Annotated in this window: 22 protein-coding genes and 1 tRNA gene; 16 read left to right on the forward strand and 7 right to left on the reverse strand. The window is 32.4% G+C overall.

Annotated elements, in window-relative coordinates:
• The 4 genes from GSB9_02035 to GSB9_02038 all read left to right on the forward strand — a co-directional run bounded on the left by GSB9_02035 (position 1) and on the right by GSB9_02038 (position 6,144).
• Entirely contained in the window at positions 1-1,698 is a 1,698-nt protein-coding gene (locus GSB9_02035) for a hypothetical protein (protein ID UKM65466.1), read from the forward strand.
• Between the two features lie 57 nt (positions 1,699-1,755).
• Positions 1,756-1,977: a hypothetical protein gene (locus GSB9_02036; protein ID UKM65467.1), complete on the forward strand. Its 222-nt coding sequence runs from the start codon at positions 1,756-1,758 to the stop codon at positions 1,975-1,977.
• 93 nt (positions 1,978-2,070) lie between these two features.
• Entirely contained in the window at positions 2,071-3,606 is a 1,536-nt protein-coding gene (locus GSB9_02037) for a hypothetical protein (protein ID UKM65468.1), read from the forward strand.
• Positions 3,607-6,144, forward strand: coding sequence for a hypothetical protein (locus GSB9_02038; GenBank protein ID UKM65469.1), 2,538 nt, complete (start codon positions 3,607-3,609; stop codon positions 6,142-6,144).
• Between the two features lie 438 nt (positions 6,145-6,582).
• Here the strand turns inward: GSB9_02038 and GSB9_02039 are convergent, their stop codons facing one another.
• Both GSB9_02039 and GSB9_02040 read right to left on the reverse strand, forming a co-directional pair.
• Positions 6,583-6,915, reverse strand: a complete 333-nt coding sequence (locus GSB9_02039; protein ID UKM65470.1) for a hypothetical protein — start codon at positions 6,913-6,915, stop codon at positions 6,583-6,585.
• Between the two features lie 30 nt (positions 6,916-6,945).
• Positions 6,946-8,931 (reverse strand): AAA family ATPase, encoded by a 1,986-nt coding sequence (locus GSB9_02040; protein UKM65471.1) that lies wholly within the window; start codon positions 8,929-8,931, stop codon positions 6,946-6,948.
• Between the two features lie 702 nt (positions 8,932-9,633).
• Between GSB9_02040 and GSB9_02041 the strand changes: the two genes are divergently transcribed.
• Genes GSB9_02041 through GSB9_02050 form a run of 10 tightly spaced genes read left to right on the forward strand, consistent with a single transcriptional unit; the run spans position 9,634 to position 19,788 of the window.
• A complete protein-coding gene (locus tag GSB9_02041) occupies positions 9,634-10,203 on the forward strand; it encodes a restriction endonuclease subunit S (GenBank protein ID UKM65472.1) in 570 nt (189 codons plus the stop codon).
• Positions 10,204-10,211: 8 nt separating this feature from the next.
• Positions 10,212-11,699, forward strand: coding sequence for a type I restriction-modification system subunit M (locus GSB9_02042; protein ID UKM65473.1), 1,488 nt, complete (start codon positions 10,212-10,214; stop codon positions 11,697-11,699).
• Entirely contained in the window at positions 11,696-12,100 is a 405-nt protein-coding gene (locus GSB9_02043; protein ID UKM65474.1) for a hypothetical protein, read from the forward strand. Before GSB9_02042 ends, GSB9_02043 begins: the two co-directional genes overlap by 4 nt.
• Positions 12,101-12,102: 2 nt before the next feature.
• Positions 12,103-13,356, forward strand: coding sequence for a restriction endonuclease subunit S (locus tag GSB9_02044; GenBank protein UKM65475.1), 1,254 nt, complete (start codon positions 12,103-12,105; stop codon positions 13,354-13,356).
• Positions 13,357-13,362: 6 nt separating this feature from the next.
• A complete protein-coding gene (locus GSB9_02045; GenBank protein ID UKM65476.1) occupies positions 13,363-14,370 on the forward strand; it encodes a DNA-binding protein in 1,008 nt (335 codons plus the stop codon).
• A complete protein-coding gene (locus GSB9_02046; GenBank protein ID UKM65477.1) occupies positions 14,370-14,822 on the forward strand; it encodes a type II toxin-antitoxin system death-on-curing family toxin in 453 nt (150 codons plus the stop codon). Before GSB9_02045 ends, GSB9_02046 begins: the two co-directional genes overlap by 1 nt.
• A 37-nt stretch (positions 14,823-14,859) precedes the next feature.
• Positions 14,860-18,111, forward strand: coding sequence for an HsdR family type I site-specific deoxyribonuclease (locus GSB9_02047; protein ID UKM65478.1), 3,252 nt, complete (start codon positions 14,860-14,862; stop codon positions 18,109-18,111).
• Positions 18,111-18,818 (forward strand): M48 family metallopeptidase, encoded by a 708-nt coding sequence (locus GSB9_02048; GenBank protein UKM65479.1) that lies wholly within the window; start codon positions 18,111-18,113, stop codon positions 18,816-18,818. The genes GSB9_02047 and GSB9_02048 overlap by 1 nt, the downstream gene beginning before the upstream one ends.
• Positions 18,819-18,867: 49 nt before the next feature.
• Positions 18,868-19,026, forward strand: coding sequence for a hypothetical protein (locus GSB9_02049; GenBank protein UKM65480.1), 159 nt, complete (start codon positions 18,868-18,870; stop codon positions 19,024-19,026).
• Positions 19,027-19,074: 48 nt separating this feature from the next.
• On the forward strand, positions 19,075-19,788 hold the full coding sequence (locus GSB9_02050) for a hypothetical protein (GenBank protein ID UKM65481.1): 714 nt from the start codon (positions 19,075-19,077) through the stop codon (positions 19,786-19,788).
• Here GSB9_02050 and GSB9_02051 read toward each other — a convergent pair.
• The 4 genes from GSB9_02051 to mce all read right to left on the reverse strand — a co-directional run bounded on the left by GSB9_02051 (position 19,785) and on the right by mce (position 21,980).
• On the reverse strand, positions 19,785-19,952 hold the full coding sequence (locus GSB9_02051) for a hypothetical protein (GenBank protein ID UKM65482.1): 168 nt from the start codon (positions 19,950-19,952) through the stop codon (positions 19,785-19,787). The two genes, GSB9_02050 and GSB9_02051, sit on opposite strands and share 4 nt — an antisense overlap.
• A gap of 22 nt (positions 19,953-19,974) precedes the next feature.
• Entirely contained in the window at positions 19,975-21,195 is a 1,221-nt protein-coding gene (locus GSB9_02052; protein ID UKM65483.1) for a site-specific integrase, read from the reverse strand.
• A 199-nt stretch (positions 21,196-21,394) separates the two neighbouring features.
• Positions 21,395-21,468, reverse strand: a tRNA-Ile gene (locus GSB9_02053).
• Between the two features lie 110 nt (positions 21,469-21,578).
• Positions 21,579-21,980 (reverse strand): methylmalonyl-CoA epimerase, encoded by a 402-nt coding sequence (gene mce / locus GSB9_02054; protein UKM65484.1) that lies wholly within the window; start codon positions 21,978-21,980, stop codon positions 21,579-21,581.
• Between the two features lie 126 nt (positions 21,981-22,106).
• Here mce and rbfA point away from each other — a divergent pair, with 126 nt between their 5' ends.
• Both rbfA and GSB9_02056 read left to right on the forward strand, forming a co-directional pair.
• Entirely contained in the window at positions 22,107-22,502 is a 396-nt protein-coding gene (rbfA, locus tag GSB9_02055; GenBank protein ID UKM65485.1) for a 30S ribosome-binding factor RbfA, read from the forward strand.
• A 1-nt stretch (position 22,503) separates the two neighbouring features.
• Positions 22,504-23,709, forward strand: coding sequence for an ABC transporter permease (locus GSB9_02056; protein ID UKM65486.1), 1,206 nt, complete (start codon positions 22,504-22,506; stop codon positions 23,707-23,709).
• Position 23,710: 1 nt separating this feature from the next.
• Here the strand turns inward: GSB9_02056 and GSB9_02057 are convergent, their stop codons facing one another.
• Positions 23,711-23,989, reverse strand: a complete 279-nt coding sequence (locus GSB9_02057) for a SelT/SelW/SelH family protein (GenBank protein UKM65487.1) — start codon at positions 23,987-23,989, stop codon at positions 23,711-23,713.
• Positions 23,990-24,045 lie beyond the last annotated feature (56 nt).

Consider the following 24,045-nt stretch of genomic DNA (forward strand, 5'->3'; position numbering starts at 1 on the left):
ATGCCTATTAATAATCAAGCCAGTTTCAATCAAAGATTAATATCGTCTCACATTCATGAGAGAGGAACAACTATTAATTTCGAAGTAACTATTGATTCTTCAGTCGTAAATTGGAATTTTAGAATAATCGAAGGTCTGGTTTTTAATAGACTTGTGAAAGTTAACCATGTTCACATAAACCATGGTTTAGTATTCAAAAATTGCACATTTAAATCCGGAATTGTTTTTAATGAGGTTTCAACTTCAGACTATTCACAGACAACCAATCCTTATAACTGTTCCATTCTAATTTCTGATTGTAAGGGAGAGCATATATTCGTCGCTTACAAAAATAGATTGGAAAGGTCTTTTGTTGTAGATTCTAATTCAGAATTTGAACGAATAAAAATTGATACAGCAGTAATTGAGGGAGGTCTCAAAATCAAGGATAGTAATATTAAATCTATATTGGATATTACAAGGGGTGATTTCGAACTTGAACTTCGTAATACCAATATAGGTGGTAATTTAAGGGTAGAAACTCTAAAAGGAGATGTTTCAATTATAAGGTGTGAGATAAAAGAATGGTGTAGATTTTGGAACGTTGAATGTCCAAATAACTTTACTTTTAATGATAATGTTTTCAATGGAACATTTAATATAGAGGCATCTAGAATTAAAGGCGTTTTCATCCACAGGGATGTATTTAATAAAAAATTAAAACTCGAAAACAGAGATTTAGTTGGTACAAACAAAGCAAATTGTGATGAAATATTTATTACTGAAGCAAAGTTTATTGAAGGAGCAGATTTTAATGGTTTGGGTTATCCTATTGATAAAATTACTTTAAGGTTATCACCTAGTTTTGAAGGTGTCCTTAATTTTGATAATTGGAGAGTTGATGATTTACAGGTGTCAGGCATAAATCAGAACCTCAAATTGCTGTTTAACAGAATGGTATTTAGGTTGGTTCTCTTCAATAATTTCACAAATTATGCTGACTTGAGTTTTGTAAAATGTTCTGCAACGGAAAATAGCTCGTTGAATTTCAGTAATTCCGATTTCGGTTCAGCAAGATTTAATGAATTTGATTTAGGCTCATTCGGTGTTATTAGAATTGATAATGTACAGTTAGATAGCATAAAAGCTTCAAATGTTAAATGGTTTGATAATGATAAACTTGAAATAATATCTAATGTTTCAGAAGAAGATAAACAAAGAGGAATTCGTGAAATTTCTAAACAATTAAAATCCGCTTTATCCAAATCAGGCAATGAAATTGACAGTCTTTTATTTAAGGCAAGGGAGATGCAAGCCTACCGAAACGAACTTAAAGAATATGGAGAAAATTATAAATGGACTGACAAGGTCATAATGACGGTTAGCCGTACTAATAATTACGGGTTGAGTTGGTGGAAACCACTTTGGATTATTTCTTTAATTACACTTGGTTTTTATGTTATAATGCTTCCCATATTTTCAGACCAAATAAATTATACAATGGCTAAAAGTATGGATGATATTTCACTAACATTGTCTGAGGTATGGAATAATTTTAATGTATTCTGGCAAATGTTTAATCCAGCGAGAAAATTTTCTTCCACGTATGGAGAAATTGATAGTAGTTGGTTGCAGTTTTTAGACCTTTTCCACCGTGTTATACTGGGTATATTTATTTATCAAATTATTAAAGGTTTTAGAAGATTAAGTTCAAAATAAGAAATGAGAACATGAAGTATAACAACATATAACTCGAATTATTAAAATAAAAATATCATGGCAGTACTCGGTAAAATTATTAAAGAAAAAATTGATAGAATTAGTATCAGACAAGGAGATGTAGTTGCAGATGTAATTATAGAAAAACACTGGATGCAGTTAAGAACCTATGCCTTCGGAGACCTTGATAGAAGCCGGGGTGCCAAACAAAACATTCAATTTGATAGAGATAAGGCCATAGAACTAAGAAATTTGTTAGACGAATTTATAAATCAATAATTCCAAATATTTAATAGCAGACTTTTATTTTAGATAATTATGTATAGCATCGCTTCCTATAAAATCCCTTTCTGGGCAGAAAATAGCGGTTTCATGACAGGCCGTGATGCCTTGGGAATACAAAATAGTTCCATTACTACTTATGGAAGATTACTCCCGGGGTTAACCAACTTAACGCAACGATTGAGATACTATGGTTTCTATATGTGGATTATTCGAGAATTTTATAAAGCCAATGAAGGTAGAACAGATTTCACCCATAGAGAACATTATAACTTTATTCGAAGAGGAGAGCTAATTATAGCTTTTATAATGCGAAATAAGGCTCCTGAGGTAAAAAGTGTAATAGGAAGCAAATTTACAGGAGAAAATGAATCCGAAATAGTTGAAAAGGGGTATTATGACATTCACTTAGGCGCCGATAAGCTAAAAGACACAAAAAAAGGGTCTGTTTATTGGGATTTTAGGTCCGGTGCGCTGGGTCAGTATTATGCAGGGGCTTTGTCCACACTCAATCTAATCAATACTGAAGGCCAATTTTTTCATTTGGAAAAGAAAGGAAAATTACTCGCAGATGATTATGCCAATTCAATAGATAAATTACAGCAAAAAAGGTTTTTAGATGTAATAGAAAGTGGAAGGCTGTATTTAAACGACATAGATAATCTTGAAGATTTTAGAATAGACAAAATAGTTCCTGAAACAAAAGAATGGAATTATTACTTACATATTCTGTTAAAAGACGATGGTGAAGGAATAGAAGACATAAAAGGCAATAAGTCTTATATGCGAAGAGAAAGTATAAAATTATTGCTGAATTATTTCAATTCAGAAATTGATGAATATGATGAGCGGAGTTTTATTCTTTATCAATTTATATCTCATAAGAAAATTGATAAGGTAGATGCGTCATTTGGATGGTATTATTATTATTTAAATGAAGCTTTCCATATAGCGTTAGAATCAATTTTCTGGTCAATTTTAGTACAACTTGATGGTCGTCCAAGGGAGATTGAAAGTTTTATAGACGAAATTACAATGAAAACAATTGATTTGTGCCATCAAGAACTTGGAATTAACAAGGATGAAAAATTAAAAGAAATCATTGAAAAAATTCCTTTTAGTAATTCCACTCAAATTAGCAGCCACTTACAGGAATTACTTGAATTATCTAAAAACTCAAGCCATGCGCCAAAATCAATGTTCAAGGCTTTTGTATTTATTTTAGCAATTTATAAATCTATCCCTTCTGAAGAGAAGGAAAGCATACTAGAATTCGAAAAGCAATACAGCATTCTTGGCCAAAAAGGAAGAATTTCTGAAAATCTAAAGATTTTTGTTGAGGTTTGTCTTTCAAATGAATTTAATGAATTCATTAAGAAGAGTATTCAACAAATTATAAATGGCCATATAAATACAGCCTATCGCAAAATGGGTAATGGCGAGAGCAATCTGTTAAAATTTATTATTGAGGATGGAATCATCTCACATATCCAAACCATGAAACCTCAACACACGTCACCAAGATTGAATTCAATTACCAATTTTTTACATGATTTATCTCTTGTAAATCAAGAAAATAAATTAACATCACTCGGAAAAAAACAACTAAAAATTCTTTCGAATTAAATGGTTGAGCTAAAGCTATATCATGAAATTCCAGGGGGTCGAAATAAATTTCATTCTGCAATCTTAACGACCTACTCATTCAATTTCCATCATTTTGAATATCAAGTATTAAAAACCCTAAAACATAAATCAATATATAACATTGGTGTCTTAGTAGACTCTACAATGCTCGATAATGTTTTGGGGGCATCTTCTGCTGGATTAAAACAACTAACAGAAACGTATTCTATTAATGGCGTTTATGCCAGAGGTGCATTTCATCCCAAAATTAATTTCTTTATTGGCGATAATCATTTAATGATGGTTTTTGGTTCCGGAAACATTACGGCTGGCGGACATGGAAAAAACCATGAAACGTTTTCTGCTCTATTTGCAGATTCATCAGAGAGTCCTCTTTTGCCAATTTTAAATGAAGGCTGGGAATATCTCATCAAGCTCGCAGATAATTTGGAGGGTTACTCGGGTTTGCGAATTAAAAAGGTAATCCCCAGAAACTGCACCTTAATTAAACCTTTTCAATCTGAAAAGCACAAATTTCATAAGGTTGATGAAGACACAGAATTGGCGTTACTTTATAACGAAGATTCTTCAATATTAAATCAATTACTTGCATTAATACCAGCCAATGAAATAGATAATATTACCATAGTGTCTCCTTATTATGATGAAGACGGGACATTCCTTAAATCGATACTTGAGGAATATTCAAAAAGCAGAGTAGATGTGTATTTACCAAAAGAAAATGGGTTACCTCCTACTAAAATGACTGAGGATAAAAGAATAAAATTTTATCAATGGGAAAATACAAATAGGGGGGAAAAAACCATCAATGCATCTGAGGGGTATATTAGAAAATTGCATAGCAAGCTTTTCTTCTTTAAAGGGAAAAATTATAATTACTGTTTGGTTGGCAGTGCAAATGCAACAAAGGCAGCCTTTGGCACAAGGGATATAAGAGGCATAAATGAAGAGTTTGGCATGCTATATAAATCCTCAAAAACTAATTATTTAAATAATCTTGGGATAACAGGAAAAAAAGAAGTTCTAGACCCGAGTACTTTAACAAGAGACAAATATTTAGTCAATACCGCTCCAATAACTGAAAAATATCAAAAATCCGTTAAAATTGAAAGCTGCGATTTAGATGGATTAACTTTAAAATGCTTTTTTACTTTTTCCAGTAATATTGATAATCTCTACATATGCTTTTATAATGATATAGGAGAAGAGCTTTCAAAATTCAATCAAATAATAACTTTAACAGAAAAATTACAAATAAGAGTAGCAAAAGACTTTCTGTTATATAGTCCTGCCTATGTTTTGTTAAAGGACCAAAACGAAAGGATTATCTCCAACAAACAAGTAATAAATAACATTGCAAAGCTTTTCAATACTGACCCATCTAAAGAAAATAGAGCAATTAGAAGTATGAGAAGTGCCTTGGAAATGGGGAAATTAAATGAATATAGCCTATTGGGATATTTAAATGAATTAAGCGCAGGAAACAATTACCATAAAGATAAAACTAATACATATTCTGTTTCTCAAGAAGAAAAATTAGAAGCCCATAGTGAAATGACTTTTGAGGAAGCCATGATGGCTTCAAAACACAAGGATAAAAATCAACAACTATCTACAAAACATTATACCGTTCAGTTTTGGCAAACTATTTCAATGTTTTATAAAGAAAAACTGGAAATAGAACAAGAAGAGTTGAACGATGAGGAAGAAGAGGCTGATGCCACCGAAAGTAATGAAAGGAAAGTTGCTGATGATAAAGAAAAAGATATTTCCATTAGTCAAAAAGCAGAATTAAAAAGAATCCCCGAATCTACAGAAACACAAGCTAATTACTTTATCAAGTCACTAAACATTATTTCCCGAGATAGTGAAATTGAAATAAATGAGGTATTACTATGTCAATTTCTCTTAATATCACAAATCATCACAGCGGTTCATATATTCAAGTCTTATGATTTGCCATATGATGAAAAAAGAAAAATGTACAAGTTTTACACTCCTGAAGAGTGGAAGAAAATTTTACAGGACAAGTATCATGGCTTAATGCAAGACATATTGGTAACCTTTGCTAAAACAATTATAAATTTATCCATAACTACACCAGAGGATGACCATAGAGCCCGAAATTTAAATTCATACAAACAAGAAGTTCTTACTTTTATTTTTTTATATCATTATTTCATTAATAGAAATGTGGAAAGTCCACATTCAGAAATTTCAGATTTAGCTTGTTTAAACATACTTTACAAATTGGGGCTTCCCGATAATGATGGTTTTAAAGAGTATATCGAAAATTCCTTTAAACCCATAGCAGAAAAAAAATATGATGCTTATGCTGTATCTAAATTGAAATCAAGAATTGAAAATTTAATGAATGAAGTTAATGACAAAACAAAATACTTTTACCATAAGCATTATGGAGTATGCCATATAATAAGAAAAGACTCTAAGAAAGTATTTTTTAAATCAATAATGGACGAGTACGGAATCTTCAATCTAAACTTAAAAGATTTATAAGTTTCGTTAAGTTTTTAATTATTGGTATATACCTTGAAATTAAGAAAGATGTGTACGTGCGGCAGGAGCGTCAAGTGATACGGGGGCGGTTTTTTTTTGTTTTTCTTTGAATTAATTCGTAATATCAATTATCCATTTACTTGAATATTTATTCCAGTTTTTAAAAGAATAAAATAAACTTACCGTACATAAATCGTACAATTATTAAATAAAAAAATCCGTAACTACTTAATTGTTAAGTTATTACGGATATTTTATGTGGTCCCACCTGGGCTCGAACCAGGGACTTTCTGATTATGAGTCAGATACTCTTAGCTTTATATGGCTTGTTATTATTGACTTTATCCAATATTGCTTTTTAACGTGCAAGTTATATGCAAGTTTTAGCAGTTATTAAAGAACTTATTGTCTCAAATATAGCAATAATAAAATTTATTCTTATACTAAATCATCTTGATATAAAATCAATCCAATAACAACTTCGCCATCAACTTCTGTTTCATCAATTCTAACATCGTTTGACATCACATTGAAATCATTTTTATAGAACTCTGTGTCTAGCTGGTAATCATCCATTTTTATTTGAAACTGAACATATGGACAACAATCATCCCAATTAAAGTATCCCTTAACAACAACTTCTGTTCTTTGGTTTACTGGATACTCATTATCATATATCTTATTGTTAATTTCATCAATGAAATTAACTTTATTACCGTTAAATGCATCTACTATCATTCGTTGCAGTTTTTCTTTTTTTAAATCAATCATTTTTTTTATTAATTAAAGTATGAAGGTCAATTATAATTGACCTTCATTATTATTATGTTTATTAACCCATCGCTCTACTGTTGATTTTGGAACACCAGTTGTGGACTCAATGGCTCTATAAGACGCACCATTCTCATGGAGTTCTATTACCATATCCAATTTTTGGTTACGCCTTTCTTTTGGTGATGAGAAATCCAAGTGCTCGGATTCATGTGTACAATCTAAATAATCGAACCCAAGGAATTTATTTCGCTTATTAAGTGTGAGTCCAATAACATTTTCAATATCGAATATGATTTCAGCCGACCTCGATGGTTTAACCTGTTTTAGGTATCTAACATCTTTTTCTTGAGAGCTTTTACCTAAGCATGAAACGCTATCGGCAAAATTAGATAAATGCTTGCTGCCACCAAGTTCGTTTAGTGTCAGAAATGTCCCGTTCTTAACTTTAGGTGTATGTGCTAAAACAAGTATCGATATTCCAAACTCTTTTTTCATTGAATCCAACTCTTTCATTAAATCTAAAGCCACTGAAGTTTCCTGTGCAGCTTGAGTAGTTAAAAATGTTATATTATCAATAATCACGACATTCGCTCTAGTCTCCTTGATGTCCTGTCTTATTTTCCTAAACATACATTTGTCAAGACTCTCATTCGGGTAGTCAATCATTAATTGCTTAAAATCGATATCACTTAAAATAAAATCCTCATGAAAATCGTACATATTATTTGTGTCATCTGAATAACGTTTCAAAAACTGTCTGTCTGATAGTTCAAAATCGTAGACTAGAACTTTCTGTGGTCCAACACCATTAGTAAGAATATTCAGAACATTAATTCCCCTAGATAGACTATTTGCTATTTGTATAGCTAACACACTTTTACCAGAACCAGTGTCTCCAAATAGAATGTGTAATTCTCCCATTTGCCATACCACTCCAATCAATGGTTTAATTTCAGGCATTTTCTGCGCATCTTGCATGCGTTGAGAAGCTGTTCTAATTGTATTCCCTATGCTTTCCACCATTTTTATTGACTCCATTTGTGAAACCATATGGAAAATTGTACCAATACCCAATCTACCATCATAGGATTCCAGTAAGGCATCATATTTAGAGTTTGTACTATTTGTGTCGTACTTAGTGCTCACTTCGCTAAACAAATGAAATAATTCCCGTCCCTGTTCTCCTAATTGGCAAAATGAATGTCCCACTCTAACCCAATCATGATAATCATCAGATATGCAAACACCTTTAGATTTTAAACCATTTCCAATTTTATAAAGCTTTTCAATTGTATTGATATCAAGCTCATTATCGTATACTACTCCTTGATTGGAAGCCCAATGATTTATAAAGTTGGCGTCTAATCCCTTTTCATTTAAAAAAATATCGTTATAAATAGCATCGGGGTCATAAGACAAAAAGCATGCACGAGAAACATCTTTACAGGCTTTATCAATTTCTAAATCATATTCCAGCTTAAAATAGGATTCCAATGCTTCAAAATAGTTAAAGTGGGTGCTCTGGTCAACATCTATCTTAAGAAATACTTTTAAACCAAATCCACATGGTGAAGTAAATATCAAAATAGGCTTTATTTGGATGTCAGCAGCAAGCCTTCTTTTAAGTCCGACAAAATCGTTTGACTGAACGTCATCTATATCTATACAGATTATACCGCTATGACGAATAAGCCCATTAGCCTTTCTGATTTTAAATTTCCCAGATGGCGTTACAGATGGAAGTACATTTGCCTTCTCCTTTTTATATACGGCACTACCTTTTTGGAAAAGCATCTCCCTGAGCCTAAATATTTTATTATTTAAGTCTTCGCTGGTGCTAATAAATTTATATAATTCTGGAAGTGTTGTTTCCCCAATTGGGGTTATTGAAGTAATAGGTTCTTTATAAATACTAAACTCACCATTTGGCAGAACCTGTTCTTTAGTATTGTTTTCATAGTCAAAACAATTTGAATGAAAACTAGCGTTTGTCTTTAATTCATCATACTGCATAATAATTAAGAGGTTTTACAAATACCACCGCAACTATTGCGACTACGTTATTTAAGAAACTATTGAATGCTGCCAATAATTCTTTGTGAATTTTCACATTACTTTTTACCCTCAGTGACAAAGCACCTGAGCTTGTTATTGTTTTTTTCATAATAAATTGAAAATTGCCTACGGAAATGTTTTAATATAGGACTTTTTGTTATTCTTGGGCAAATGTAATTCGCCATAATTAGTGCAAATATACTACATAAAAATCCAAAAAACAAGTAAAATTGAATATTTTGTGTTAAAATATTTGGTTTTTACATTTTAATTCACTATATGTCCCGTTTTTACCATCCCAAAACGGGACATTTACGGTCTTTAATTCTTCTATATTGCATAACTGTAGCACGTATTCGCTATGCCTCTTTTTCAAAAAAGCCCTTAAAGACCCTGAAAAAACTGCATACCTATCGGACCCCTCCCCCTCCTGTTGATAAAAAATATTTCTCGCTGCCGTATCCTCTCTTATGTATTAAGGTGGTTCCTTTAAAAACCTAACAACGGACCTGTCACCAAAAATTTTTCAGAATTTTTTTCACATCAATAAGATATAAAATAATAATTTGAAAACTTGTACAATATTTTTTTTACTTTGAAAGCTTGTACAATAAAATTATTATTCGTATATTTGAAACCTCATACAATAGTATTTTTAAAATGATAAAGAGAATATATGAAATAGCAGACATTCAATTTGGCTTGTATAAGAAGGCTAAATCTAAAGGTAAGCAGAAGTATTTATTAAGTAGTCATTTTGATGATAATTTTCAGCCATCAGATTTTGATGATAGCTATGTTGATATAGCAGATGATATGAGTAAGTTTCTTTTAGGGCCTAACGATGTGATTCTAGCTGGAAAAGGGAACAGAATTTTTGCTTGGGCTTATGACCCCTCTTTTGGCCCAACTGTCCCGTCTTCTTTGTTTTTTATAATTAGGACAAATCCAAAAGAGATACTGGGACAATATCTTGCGGAGTATTTAAACTCTGATAGTGTTCAATACAGACTAATGAATATTGGTGCTGGTGCAAGTATTACCTCTATACCCAAAAAAGAGCTGGAACAGATAGAAGTTGTTATCCCTTCAATTAAGCAACAAAATGATATTTCAAAACTTACGGACTTAATGCAAAAAGAGTTAGAGTTGTCTGAGAAATTAATTGAACTTAAGGCAACACTAAAGAGGGGGCTCATTAACAGAATGATTAACAATACAAAGAAATAAATATAGATATGGAAAGTAAATTAACACAGCAAGTAATAAATCAAAAGGTTTGGAAGGCTTGTGATTCATTTAGAGGTACAATCAGCGCAAGCGACTATAAAGACTACATTCTTACTATGCTCTTTATTAAATACATCACCGATGTGCAAAAAGAAAAAAGAGCGGAATACACTAAAAAATATAATGGTGACTTAGTAAGGGTGGAAAGAGCTATGAGTTTAGAGCGCTTCAAGATTCCTGAAAATAGCAGCTTCGATTTTCTATACAACAGCAGAAATGAATCCAATCTTGGAGAGCTAATTAATATCTCCCTTGAAAAAATTGAAGATGCCAATCGTTCTAAGCTCGAAGGTGTATTCAGAAATATAGACTATAATTCTGAAGGTAATCTTGGTCAAACTAAAGACAGGAATAGAATACTTAAAAACCTATTAACTGATTTCTCTGATTTAGACTTAAGACCATCAAATCTTTCTGGGAATGATGTAATTGGTGATGCCTACGAATATCTCATCGCTAATTTTGCAGCTGGTGCTGGTAAAAAAGCTGGTGAGTTTTATACACCAGCAGAAGTATCAACATTGCTGGCCAAATTGGTAGAACCTAAAGCAGCCGATAAGGTCTGTGACCCCACTTGTGGTTCAGGTTCCTTATTATTAAAAGTGGCTGATGAAATAGGAAGTAAAAATGTCTCATTAAATGGTCAAGAAATTAATGGAAGTACGTGGGCACTGGCTAGGATGAACATGTTTCTTCACGAAATGGACAATGCCAGAATAGAATGGGGAGACACTATAAATAGCCCAAAACTTACCGAGAACGATGCGCTAATGAAATTTGATATTGTGGTTGCTAATCCGCCTTTTTCTCTCGATAAATGGGGAGCGGAAGATGCTAGTGCTGACAGGTATAATAGGTTTCATAGAGGCACGCCACCAAAAAGTAAAGGTGATTATGCCTTTATCACACATATGATAGAGACCTTAAACGAACATGGTAGAGCTGGTGTGGTACTGCCGCATGGTGTTCTATTTAGAGGTAGCTCTGAAGGAAAAATACGTAAGCAAATTATTGATGAGAATCTTTTGAAGGCCGTTATAGGGTTACCGCCTAATCTGTTTTTTGGCACAGGTATACCAGCAACGATTTTAGTGTTTGATAAGAACAAAGGTGATAACACAGAGGTATTGTTTATTGATGCGAGCAACGATTTTGAAAATGGCAAAAACCAGAATAAATTAAGTGATGACAATATTAAAGATATTATACGCACTTATAAAAAATGGGAGACTGTTGATAAATACAGCTATGTTGCAACGTTAGAAGAAATAAAAGATAATGATTATAATTTAAACATCCCTCGTTATGTTGACACCTTTGAAGAGGAAGAGCCTGTTGACATTAAAGCCACTCAAGAAGAGATTAAGGCTATAAAGCAGCAGATTGAAGAAGTCGAGCACAAACTTGAACAACATTTAGCAGAGTTAGGATTATGAAAACATTAAAAGAGTATTTTTTAAATAAGGACGAGCAAATTAAGAGACTAGTACAGTCTATGGCTGGATATAAAAATTTAAACGTTGAATTTCTGGGGTACTATATCGACAACAACAATTTAACTGGAACTTTCACATCAAGGCCGCTATATAAATCTTATAAGGATTATAAGTCTCAAAACCCGTATGAAGAGATAAATCATATTCGATATTTCTTTGAGTTGAATAACGATAACAAAAAACACAGCTTAACGGTTACTTTAAACAATGCTGGAGTTTTTGATGTTGGCTTCTCTATTGATGCATTAGCACAGGGTTTTGAAGACAACTCCCCAGAATTAGATTTTAAAGAGTCTGATTTCAGTCAGTTAATGGCTATAATAAAATTAAAATTTGATTAACAATGAACGAACTGTCAAGAACATTTGAAGAGGGAGTTGAGGTAAAAGAGGGCTTTAAGATGACGAAAATTGGATTCATTCCCAATGATTGGGAGGTTTTCAATTTAGGTGATTTGGGTGAACTGTTAAATGGTTTAACCTATAGTCCGAAAGACATTAATGAAAATGGAACATTGGTGCTCCGCTCTTCAAATGTGCAAAATCGTCAATTAGAATTCGAGGACAATGTATACGTTGATGTTGAAGAAGGAAAATATAATCCTGTAAAAGAAAATGATATTTTAATTTGTGTACGTAATGGAAGTCGTTCTTTAATTGGAAAAAACGCATTAATCAATAAAGAAAGCGAAGGTTATGCGTTTGGAGCATTCATGGCCGTTTATAGAAGTCCATTAAATAAATTTTTATTTCAACTATTTGACACTGATATATATAATAGGGAAGTTCATAGAAACCTAGGCGCAACTATCAATTCAATAAATGGAAAGGATTTTAAACGCTTTCTAATGCCAATGCCACCCGAAAAGGAAAGAGCTAAAATAGCCTTTATCTTATCTGATTGGGACGAAGCCATTGAAAATACACAAACTCTTGTTGAAAAATTAGAGCTTCGTAAAAAAGGATTAATGCAACAGTTGTTAACTGGAAAAACTCGTTTAGCTGGGTTTACTGACAAATGGAGAAAAGTTAGCATAGGTGAAATTGCAACACAGTTTACAGATAAGAATAAAAAAGATGAAAACATTGAGGTGCTTTCATGCACTAAATATGATGGTTTAGTAAGGTCATTAGATTATTTCGGAAGAAAAGTTTTTGGTGATGATTTGTCTAAATACAAAATAGTACCAAGAGACTATTTTGCTTATGCTACCAATCACATTGAAGAAGGTTCTATTGGTTATCAAGATTTGATGGAAAGAGGTTTAGTAAGCCCAATGTATACCGTTTTCAAAACTGATAATACTATTAATGATTCATTTATGTACAGACTACTTAAAACCGATAGAATGATATATAACTATCAAAGCAATATGTCTGGCTCTATTGCAAGAAGGGGTGGTTTAAGGTGGAATGTTTTTGAAACCATAGATGTGAGTATTCCGCCTTTACAAGAACAAAATGCAATTGCTGTTTTTTTTGATAAAATTGATGAAGAAATAATGCAGACTGAAAACTATTTAATGCAGCTACAGGAACAGAAAAAAGGCTTGATGCAGCAGTTGTTAACTGGACAAATTCGAGTAAAACTTAATTAAAATATTATGGCAGCGAAAAACTTAACAACATCAAACGTTGACAGGCAGAACATTTTAAACAATAGGTTTGCCATAAGTCGTATTCAAGAATACATAGGTATTCCTGGGATGGAGTTTAAAGGCGAATACCGTTTTACTAAAAAAATGGTGGCTGATTTTTATAATGTAGACACTTCAACGATTGATAGGTATTTATCAAATCATGAGGAGGAATTAAAACATAATGGATACATTTTAATACGGGGTAAGGCCTTGAAAGAGTTCAAATTAGCGTTTGGTCACCTTATGAATGAGGCGACCAAAACTACTATTTTAGGATTATTCAATTTTAGGTCGTTTATCAATTTAGGGATGTTGCTTTCTGAAAGTGAAAACGCTAAACTATTAAGGTCTAAAGTTTTAGACATAGTAATTGAGGTTATAAATGAAAAAACAGGAAGCGGAACCAAGTTCATAAACAGAAATGATGCTGATTATTTACCAACTGCAATAAGGGAAAGTAAATACCGAAAAGAGTTTACCTCTGCTTTAAGTAGATATGTTGACATGGGTAATTATAAATACGCATTGTATACCGACAAAATCTATCAATCCATATTTATTGAAAATGCAAAAGAGTATAAACAAATACTAAAATTAGAAGCAAAGGATAGTGCAAGAGATACAATGTATGCTGAAATCTTGAATCTAATAGCTTCATTTGAAACAGGTATTGCACATGATATTGAGAGAAAGTATTCGCTTTTAGGACGAAAACTAACTTCATCCGAAGTGGATGAGGTTTTTAAAAATTTCTCTGAACATCCATCACAAAGACCACATATTGAAGATGCTCGAATAAAAATGGCTTCCAGAGATTTACATTTTAGGGATGCTTTTCATCAAAAATTAGAAAAATATGTCCAATCTATTTCACCAGCTGATTTCGAAAGGTTTTTGGGAGAACAAAGTGTGAACTTTGACAAACAATTAGAGGAGGCAAAGGATGTTTTTAAACGTTTAAAAGATAGCTAATGGTTCCTGTTATATATATAACTGATATTGAAGAGGTGATTTCAATTCATGGAAGAACTGTAGAAATTAGTGGAGGCGGTGCAGATGGCGTTCTTGATACAGGAGCTCTAGAAGCGGCATTAGAACACATTCAAAATGACGATTACTACCCAACACTAATTGAAAAATTAACTCATCTTTTTTTTGCAGCAAATAAAAACCATTGTTTTCAAGACGGAAATAAGAGAATTGCTATTTCATTGGGAAGTATGTTTCTCTTGAAAAACGGATACTTGGAAGCAGCAACTCGCTTTTTGTACAAAATGGAGACTATAAGTTACCATGTAGCGGCTAACAATATAAGCAAAGAGTTTTTGGGTAGAATAATTGATTCTATTGTTTACCAAGAAGATTACTCTGAAGAAATAAAACTAGAACTATTAGAGTGCATATCAGGAGATGATAGTAATTAAAAGAAAAATTTAGCTAAAGAGCCAATAAAATAACAAAATGAGTACACCATCTTTTTTAGAAGACCATATTTCACAAATTCCAGCTATTCAGTTGCTCATGAATATGGGCTACAAATACATAACTCCAGAAAAAGCAAATGAATGGCGAGGAGGCAAAGGCTCTCATGTTTTATTTGAAGATGTATTGCGAGAACAGTTAATGAAAATTAATACGATTATTCGTAAAGGGAAAGAATATAAATTTTCAGATGCTAATATTCATTCAGCAGTAGTTGCCATTAAAGACCTTCCTTTTCAAGACGGTTTTATCAACGCAAATGCAGCTTTATATGATTTGCTAACTTTAGGAAAAGCCTATGAACAAAGTATTGAGGGCGACAAAAAAAGCCACACACTTCACTATATAGACTGGGAGAGTCCTGAAAATAATGTTTTTCATGTTACCGAGGAATTTAGTGTTTTAAGAACTGCTCGAACTGATACGTATAGACCAGATGTGTTGCTTTTTATAAATGGAATACCAACAGTAATTATTGAATGTAAATCACCTTCATTAAAGGGGACAAAATCACCAACTGAATTAGCGATAGAACAACATATTAGAAATTTCAGTAAAGATGGTATACGGTCTCTGTATGTTTACTCAAATCTATTATTAAGTATTGCAACTAATGATGGTAGTTATGCCACCACTGGAACCAGTAAAGAGTTCTGGGCAAAATGGAAAGAACAGTTTAGCACAAGCGATTCCGAAAAAGAATATTGGTCAACATTAAAAAAATTAAAAAATCATCCTCTTGACGCTAATCAAAAAAGTAATTTATTTTCAGATAGATTTAAGTATGTGAAAAACTACTTTGATGGATTGGAAAATGAAGAGCGAGTATTAACAAAACAAGATGAATTGCTATATAGTTTATGTCGCCCAGAACGGATTTTAGACCTCATCAGGAACTTTACTTTATATGATGAAGGAATTAAAAAAGTAGCCAGATATCAGCAATATTTTGCTGTTAAGGAGACCTTAAATCGTATAGTTCATTTTGATAATACTGGCAGAAGAAAAGGTGGTGTCATATGGCATACTCAGGGCTCGGGAAAGAGTCTTACAATGGTTATGCTTGCACAGTTAATAGCATCAAGTGAACATATTAATAATCCAAAAATTTTATTAGTAACTGACCGAATAGACCTTGATGACCAGATTTCTGAAACATTCAAAAAATGCGATAAAGAGGTTAAACAAGCCAAAACAGGTTCACATCTAACAGAATTGTTAAATGATAGTAGTGATGCGATTATAACTACAATCATTAATAAATTTGAAGCCGCAGTTAATCAATGTAAAAGACCGTTTACCTCATCAGATATATTTGTAATGATTGATGAAGGTCACAGGACACAATACGGGTCTTTTAATGTTAGTATGCAAAGAGTGTTTCCAAATGCCTGTTTTCTAGCGTTTACAGGAACTCCTTTAATGAAGAAGGAAAGAAGTACTGCTAATAAGTTTGGCGGCTATATTGGGCTTCCTTATACTGTAAAAGATGCTGTTGAAGATGGAGCTGTTGTACCATTATTGTATGAGGGGAGGCATAATATTATGACCTTAAACGAGGACCCCATTAATCGCTATTTTGAGAAAGTTTCCGAACCTTTTACGGATTATGGTAAGGCATCGCTTAAAAGGAAGTTTAACTCTATTAATCAGCTAAACAAGGCTGAACAGGTCATTTATGCCAGAGCATGGGATATAAGTGAACACTACGTTAATTTCTTTCAAACAGAAAAAGATAAGTATAAGCCGAAAGGTCAATTAGTTGCGCCATCAATTAAAACAGCTCTTCTTTACAAGCAGTATTTAGATGAAATTGGTATGGTCTCATCAGAAGTTATTGTAACGCAATCTGACCAGCGTGAAGGATATACAGATGGTTTCTATAATGTAGATGAAGAAAAAGATAGAGAGGACAATTATTTCAACGCAATGATTGACAAGTATGGTGACTTAAAACGATTCGAAAAAAGCGTCATTGCAAAGTTTAAGAAGCGAGAGCACCCAGAAATATTGATTGTTGTAGCGAAATTATTAACTGGTTTCGATGCTCCTAATAATACCATATTATACTTATGTAGGTCACTAAAAGAGCACACCCTTTTACAAGCAATTGCAAGAGTAAATCGGGTATTCCCTGGAAAAGATTATGGATATGTTATAGATTATTACGGTAATTTAGAAAACCTAGACAATGCTATAAGCACTTATTCTGGACTACAAGATTTCAATGAAGATGAATTGGAAGGAACGCTTACAAAGTTAACAGATGAGGTTAAAAAGCTTCCACAATCGCACTCGGAATTATGGGACATCTTTAAAACTTTAAAAGACAAAAATGTTGAACCAACTGCATACGAAGAGTTATTGTCGCAAGAAGACATTAGAAATAAGTTCTATGAAAAATTAAGTCACTTCTCAAGACTGTTAAAAATGGCTTTATCATCAGTAGATTTTGTTACCAATACGGATGAGAAAAAAATAAAATCTTATAAGAAGGATGCGTTGTTCTTTTTAAAACTGCGTGTTGATGTAAAACGCAGATATAATGATGACTTATCTTATCAAGAGTTTGAGCCTCAAATTCAAAAGCTAATTAATAAACATATATCAACAGAAGGTGAGATATTAAAAGTAACAGAATTAGTAAATGTTTTTAATAAAGAAGAGCGAGAGGCTGAAGTCGAAAAAATTACTGGAAAAGCAGCACAAGCTGACCATATTGCAAGTAGAACAATTAAGGCTATAAACGTAAAAATGCAAGAGGACCCAATTTACTATAAAAAACTTGCAGACCTAATAAAAGAAACTATTGCAGAATATTACCAAAGACGAATAAATGAAGCAGAATTTTTAAAAAAGGTAAAAGCGCATGAAAATAAATTTTTCTCTGGGCGTTCCGATGATGCCCCAAAGGAATTAGTTAATAATGAAGTGGCATTAGCGTTTTATAATTATAGTAAATCAGTTTTTGATGACGTTGAATTAATAAAAACTCCTTTTCATATTGAAATTAGTTTAGCTATTGACAATACTGTAAAAGAACGTATTTATTTAAACGATAATAAAATAATTGATTGGCACAAAAATGAGGATGTCACGAGCAAAATAAATATTGCGCTAGGCGACATAATTTATGATATTCATCAGAAATTTGATTTAGACACTGATTGGGACAAGATTGACCACATTATAGAAGAATGTCTGAAAATCGCTATTTTAAAATACAAATAATGATTAAGGACCAAATACAGTACGGGACTACAATAATTGACTACGAGCTCGAATTTTCTGAACGTAAAACTTTAGGAATAAAAGTTCATCCCGATAAGACTGTTGAGGTAAATGCTCCTAGTGATAGTAATATAGACGTTATAAAAGCAAGAGTTAAGCAAAAGGCTAGTTGGATTTTAAAACAACAGGAATTCTTCTTATCATTTGACCCAATTACTCCACCGAGAAAATTTGTCAGTGGAGAGACACACCTATACCTTGGAAAACAGTATCGCTTAAAAATCATTGAATCAGAAAATGAATCTGTCAAAATGAAAGATGGTTATATTCTCATACAAGTGGCTTTAAATAATGACACCCCTCGTATTGAGTTCTTATTGAAAAAGTGGTATAAAGAAAAAGCATCGTTACATTTTAATAAGCTATTCAAAGAAACTGTCCCATACTCCAAAGGATTCTATAATGGGACACCCGTGTTAAAGTATCGGTGGATGAAAAAAAGGTGGGGAAGTTGTGACGTAAATGGTCAAATACACCTCAACTTAGAACTTATCAAGGCTCCTAAAAGCTGCATTGAATACGTGATTGTGCATGAGCTATGTCACTTGGCCCATTTAAACCACAGTAAAGCTTTTTTTGAGCTTATGGAAAAGATATATCCTAACTGGAAAGAGACAAAAAATAAATTAGAAAAATTAATGGTATAAATGCTGTCCCATTTTATTGATTATAAAATGGGACATAAAAACTTTAATTATGACAACAAAAATGTACAAAGGAAAAATCAGATTAAAATCAGGAGGGCACTTTATTAATGTAAGCGCCAGTGCAACATCAAATCAAGCTGCTAAAAAGGTTATAGAGGCACAGTTTTCAGGACAAATAAAGTCATGGGGTAAACAAATGTCTTCTTAAGCTTTTTCAACTGAATGACTTCAATTATTCTTATTCAAATATTTATAAATGACTAAACACGAAATAGAAAACGCTACTCTTGAAGCTATTTATTGGTGGAACAGAAATGAAGATTATTACCATTCTTATTTTTCAAAATTAATAGAAATTCATAAAGACAAACCTCTTCTTGAATTTTTTACTGGAAAGGTTTTCGAAGTGTTTCTTAGAGAGTATTCTATCCGTAGAAATATTTCATCAGGCTATCAGAATGTAGATTCATTTATTAATGAATTGTTTGAGGTTGGTTTTATAGAGAATGTAATAAAGGGAGATGTTTCGGTAATTGATACAACTAGTGACATATTAAAAAAGAATAACAATTCTACCAATCGCAAAACTATCTCATTGTTGAGCAAAATCGCTTTTTTGGTAAACCCGAACAAATTTTCGCTATACGATACGCTGGCTAAAGACTCTTTATGGGAGTTGAATAAAAGTAAAAAACAGTTTAAGAAAAATGAATTAGAAAAATATATTGGTTTCATAGAACAAACTGAGAAACTTCGAGAACAAGCTAATGCTGATTTATTATTTAAACAATCATATGTTATTCTTAATGAATTTAAAAATACTACAGCTTATCATTTTTTTATAAATAATGACTCAGCTTTTAAACTAAGAATTATAGATAAGTATTTATGGCTAATTCAGCAAAATTCTGATGGAAGAAAGCTCGTTAATAGAGAATACGTCAAGTTCAATAAGATGTCTACTTCCTAAATATTACTAATTCTTTTTATTTTATCTTTTATAATTTCAATTTCCTTTTCAAATTGTAGTTTTTTAATTTGATTTTGAACACGTATTCTTTCTTTATAATCTTTTGCAATTTGTAGCTCTACCTGTTTCAATCTCAATTGGTCATTAATGTCTTGAATATTCATATGCCTTTATATATAAATATCATTATAATTCATAAAAACACTTTTTAATTATTTGTTTATTGGCCCCATCTATTAAATCATTCCCATAAGTATCTAAATAAATACCCGTAACATGGTTTCCATAGGTATGACCGAGTGCTTCAGCTATAAGCTCTTTAGAACATCCTGTACTTTTTGCAATATTGGCCCAACTATATCTGGCTACATAGGTGGTTAAGGTTATGGGTAAGTCTAACCTCTTACCTATCTTTTTAAGATATTTGTTGGTTTTATTTAAGCCGAGACTTACACAATGTCTATATTGACTTTTTTTAAAATTATCCTGTTGAAATTGAGGCAGAATAAAGTCAGAAGATTTATGACAATACTTCTTAATTATCCTAATTGAAAAGGAACTTAATTTTATGCTATATACTTTACCTGTTTTTCTTCTTTTGTAAATAATCCTATCTCTATCTATATTTGACTTCTTCAATAAAATAAGGTCCATAAACGAAATACCTATTAAAGATAATATTAACAAAAAAATATCCTTTGCTTGTTCTTCTTTGTTTGTTAAGTCATCTAATTGGTAAATCTTTCTAATCTCTAATAAGCCAATAGCTCTTGAAATAGTTTTTTCCGTTCTAATCTTGTATTTTTTAAATGGGTAATTCTTTAAATTATACTTGTCTTCTTTAGCGGCTAGATTAAGAATTGCTCTTAAGGTCCTCATATAAACAGCTACACTATTTCGGCTTACTCCATCTATTAACAAATAATTCTCAAAAGACAGAATAAGGTTATAATCTATTTGATTTAACTCTAGTTGCATCCCTTTAAAACGTAGAATTCTGTCAGAAGCTGTTTTATAAGATTGAGCATTACCATATCTTTCCTGTTCTTTTAAAACTTTCATTTTTTCTTTTGCAAAAGCTGAAAAGTAAACAGCGGTGTTTTGAGGCTTTTCAATAAGAAGTTGTTTTACTTTTTTGACCTGGTCCATCAACATAATTTTTTCTGCGTTTCTAAAAGCTAATATTTCTAATTCTGTTTGTTTATTTTTTAATTCAATATTTAACTCTTTACAAAATGGGTGGCTATTTTTTATCCTCAATTTATTAGCATTCCATTCCCTTTCCAGAAGCTTTATTCCAATATGTATTGATGTACTACGCCCTTTATGGGTTAATCTAAATATTAACGGACTTCTGCCGTCTTTATATTTTCTACGCTTGTCTAATGTTAATTTAAGTGTCGCCATTTGCTCTGTTAGCGCTAATACTTAAACATTAAATGCAAGTTATATGCAAGTTGGAAGTAAAAAGGAGTTGAGTATATTGTATTGCCGTGCCTTTTTATACGAATTCAATCAGGTCCTATAACTCAGTTGGTTAGAGTATCTGACTGGTTTAAACCAAAAGAGCTTGTTACATTTGTAACAAGCTCTTAACTTTTAAAAGTGGTCCCACCTGGGCTCGAACCAGGGACTTTCTGATTATGAGTCAGATACTCTAACCAACTGAGTTATAGGACCTATTAGTTTTCACTAACTTCACTCTTTTAAAAGAGAGTGCAATATTACTACATATTTTATAACTCTACAAGAAATTTTACGCGATAATCTTGAATTATACACTTCTAAACTCATTTTATATCTTGGCACAATTCAATTAACACACCGTTTGTTGTTTTAGGATGCAAAAACGCTACCATTTTATTATCGGCACCTCGCCTTGGGGTATCGTTAAGTACCACAAAACCTTCTTTTTGAAGTCGTTCAATTTCGACCTTAATATCATCAACAGCAAAAGCAATGTGGTGAATGCCCTCGCCTTTTTTTTCAATAAATTTGGCAATGGGGCTATCGTTTTCTGTGGCTTCTAAAAGCTCTATTTTATTATCGCCCACTTTAAAAAAAGAAGTGTTAACACCCTCAGTATCCACTTCTTCAGTTTTATAACACCGTTGGCCGAACAGCTTTGAAAATAAATCGTTTGAATCTTTTAGGCTTTTAACGGCTATCCCTATGTGTTCAATTTTGTTCATCTTTGATTTTTTAACTTGTAACTTTATTTCATCTCAAAATACGAAAATCGTATTCTAAATGTAACATAATCCTTAAATATCCGTTATTTTTGCACTCTAACCTTAAGGTTTTAAAAAATTTATACTGTGGAAGAAAGTCAAAGACAAAAAAAAATAGGGTCTGTTTTACAACAAGATTTGGTTGAAGTTTTACAAGGTGCGGCAACGCAGGGCGGCATGCGCGGTGTATTGATTTCGGTCTCGAAAGTAAAAGTAACAGTAGACCTATCGATTGCCAAGGTCTATTTGAGTATTTTTCCAAACAATAAAGCCAAAGAACTTCTGGAAGGTATTCGCTCCAACACGCCTTTGATTCGTCATGAATTGGCACAACGCACAAAAAACCAATTGCGTCGTATGCCAAATTTGGAATTTTTTATTGACGATTCTTTAGAGTATATCGAAAAGATTGAACAGTCGCTAAAGGGCGAAGACAACCCTATAAAGAACCCAGATGCTTTAGACAAAAGAAAAAAATCGTAAATTGAATTTTCCCCTCTATATAGCTAAACGTTACCTGCGCAGTAAAAGCAGTAACAATGCTATTAATTTTATAACCAACATAGCACTTGTTGGTGTTATCTTAGGGGCCGCTTCGCTATTTATCGTCCTTTCTGGTTTTGCCGGACTCAAGGATTTTACCCTACAATTTTCAACTATTGTAGACCCCGATTTAAAGGCCGAACCTTCTACTGGAAAATCGTTTGTGCTTTCGGATGACGAAATCAACAAGTTGAATAATCTTGATGACATTGCCCAATATTCAAAAATTATTGAAGAACGGGTTTTTATTACTTCCGACAATAAAAACACCTTAGCTACGCTAAAAGGTGTTGACCAACATTTTCAAAATGTAGTAAATATCGATTCTGTGATTGAGTATGGTAGTTGGGTTGAACAAAAAACCAATCAGCTTGTGGTTGGTTGGGGTATTTCGAACAGTTTGTCTTTGGGCGTTTTAGATTTTACCAAACCCATAAACGTTTTTGTGCCCAAACCTGGAAAAGGTCAAATAACCTCTACAAAAAATGCTTTTAACAGTGTTAGAGCCATAAATGTTGGGGTGTTTTTTATAAATGAAACTTTAAACGACAGCTACATTTATGCCCCAATTGATTTAGCTAAAAACCTCTTGAACTATAACACCAATCAATATACTGCGTTAGAATTTAAACTCAAGGACGATATTGATGAAACCCATGCAAAAGCTAACATCCAATCTATTTTAGGCGATAAAGCGATTTTAAAAAATCGTGCACAACTTAACGATGCCATATATAAAATGTTGAATACCGAAAACTTAGCGGTTTATCTCATTTTTACTTTAGTACTAATTATTGCATTTTTTAACGTTATTGGCTCGTTGATTATGATGATGTTGGATAAAAAACAAAGCTTGAATACTATTTTTAATATGGGCACAACGGTAAAAGATATTCGGAAAATATTCTTTTACCAAGGCAGCCTGATGAGTGTTGTAGGTGGACTTATCGGGCTAATTGTAGCACTGGTTGTTACTACATTACAAAAAACCTTTGGTTGGGTAATGATAACACCAACATTACCTTATCCCGTTACCGTAAAACTTGAAAACTTCATTATTGTATTTTTAACCATTTCGGTATTGGGCATTGTGGCTTCAAAAATTGCATCGGCCCGCATTACCAAGGCTTTGGTACAACATATTTGATTTACTTTTTTCTATCAATATGGCCTAAATCTTTATCAGGATTTATAACATCCCTAACCTTTATTTTTAAGGTTGTTATCTCAGGAAAGCCATTCATGGCTTTGCGCGACCAAATTTTTTCGCCATTAGCATAGATTTCAAAAATGCCGCCCGTTCCGGGTACGAGTGTTAATGCTTGAATGTCTTCGCTAAAAGTTGTTAATAATTCTTGGGCCATCCATGTTGCCCTTAGTAACCATCGACATTGGGTGCAGTATATAATTTTAACTTGATTTTTCATCTTTAACTTTTAGCTTTTCTCGAGACGTTAAGGTTTGGGCTTGCAAACAAAAATGG

Source organism: Flavobacteriaceae bacterium GSB9 (assembly GCA_022749295.1).
Taxonomy (GTDB): domain Bacteria; phylum Bacteroidota; class Bacteroidia; order Flavobacteriales; family Flavobacteriaceae; genus Flavisericum.

Coding starts and splice junctions, on each gene's coding strand:
- GSB9_02049 (UKM65480.1), top strand. CDS start 18,868: ATGACAACAAAAATGTACAAAGGAAAAATCAGATTAAAATCAGGAGGG.
- GSB9_02043 (UKM65474.1), top strand. CDS start 11,696: ATGAAAACATTAAAAGAGTATTTTTTAAATAAGGACGAGCAAATTAAG.
- GSB9_02039 (UKM65470.1), bottom strand. CDS start 6,915: ATGATTGATTTAAAAAAAGAAAAACTGCAACGAATGATAGTAGATGCA.
- mce (UKM65484.1), bottom strand. CDS start 21,980: ATGAACAAAATTGAACACATAGGGATAGCCGTTAAAAGCCTAAAAGAT.
- GSB9_02044 (UKM65475.1), top strand. CDS start 12,103: ATGAACGAACTGTCAAGAACATTTGAAGAGGGAGTTGAGGTAAAAGAG.
- GSB9_02057 (UKM65487.1), bottom strand. CDS start 23,989: ATGAAAAATCAAGTTAAAATTATATACTGCACCCAATGTCGATGGTTA.
- GSB9_02052 (UKM65483.1), bottom strand. CDS start 21,195: ATGGCGACACTTAAATTAACATTAGACAAGCGTAGAAAATATAAAGAC.
- GSB9_02037 (UKM65468.1), top strand. CDS start 2,071: ATGACAGGCCGTGATGCCTTGGGAATACAAAATAGTTCCATTACTACT.
- GSB9_02040 (UKM65471.1), bottom strand. CDS start 8,931: ATGCAGTATGATGAATTAAAGACAAACGCTAGTTTTCATTCAAATTGT.
- GSB9_02046 (UKM65477.1), top strand. CDS start 14,370: ATGGTTCCTGTTATATATATAACTGATATTGAAGAGGTGATTTCAATT.
- GSB9_02041 (UKM65472.1), top strand. CDS start 9,634: ATGATAAAGAGAATATATGAAATAGCAGACATTCAATTTGGCTTGTAT.
- GSB9_02048 (UKM65479.1), top strand. CDS start 18,111: ATGATTAAGGACCAAATACAGTACGGGACTACAATAATTGACTACGAG.
- GSB9_02051 (UKM65482.1), bottom strand. CDS start 19,952: ATGAATATTCAAGACATTAATGACCAATTGAGATTGAAACAGGTAGAG.
- GSB9_02035 (UKM65466.1), top strand. CDS start 1: ATGCCTATTAATAATCAAGCCAGTTTCAATCAAAGATTAATATCGTCT.
- GSB9_02042 (UKM65473.1), top strand. CDS start 10,212: ATGGAAAGTAAATTAACACAGCAAGTAATAAATCAAAAGGTTTGGAAG.
- GSB9_02038 (UKM65469.1), top strand. CDS start 3,607: ATGGTTGAGCTAAAGCTATATCATGAAATTCCAGGGGGTCGAAATAAA.
- GSB9_02047 (UKM65478.1), top strand. CDS start 14,860: ATGAGTACACCATCTTTTTTAGAAGACCATATTTCACAAATTCCAGCT.
- GSB9_02050 (UKM65481.1), top strand. CDS start 19,075: ATGACTAAACACGAAATAGAAAACGCTACTCTTGAAGCTATTTATTGG.
- GSB9_02045 (UKM65476.1), top strand. CDS start 13,363: ATGGCAGCGAAAAACTTAACAACATCAAACGTTGACAGGCAGAACATT.
- GSB9_02036 (UKM65467.1), top strand. CDS start 1,756: ATGGCAGTACTCGGTAAAATTATTAAAGAAAAAATTGATAGAATTAGT.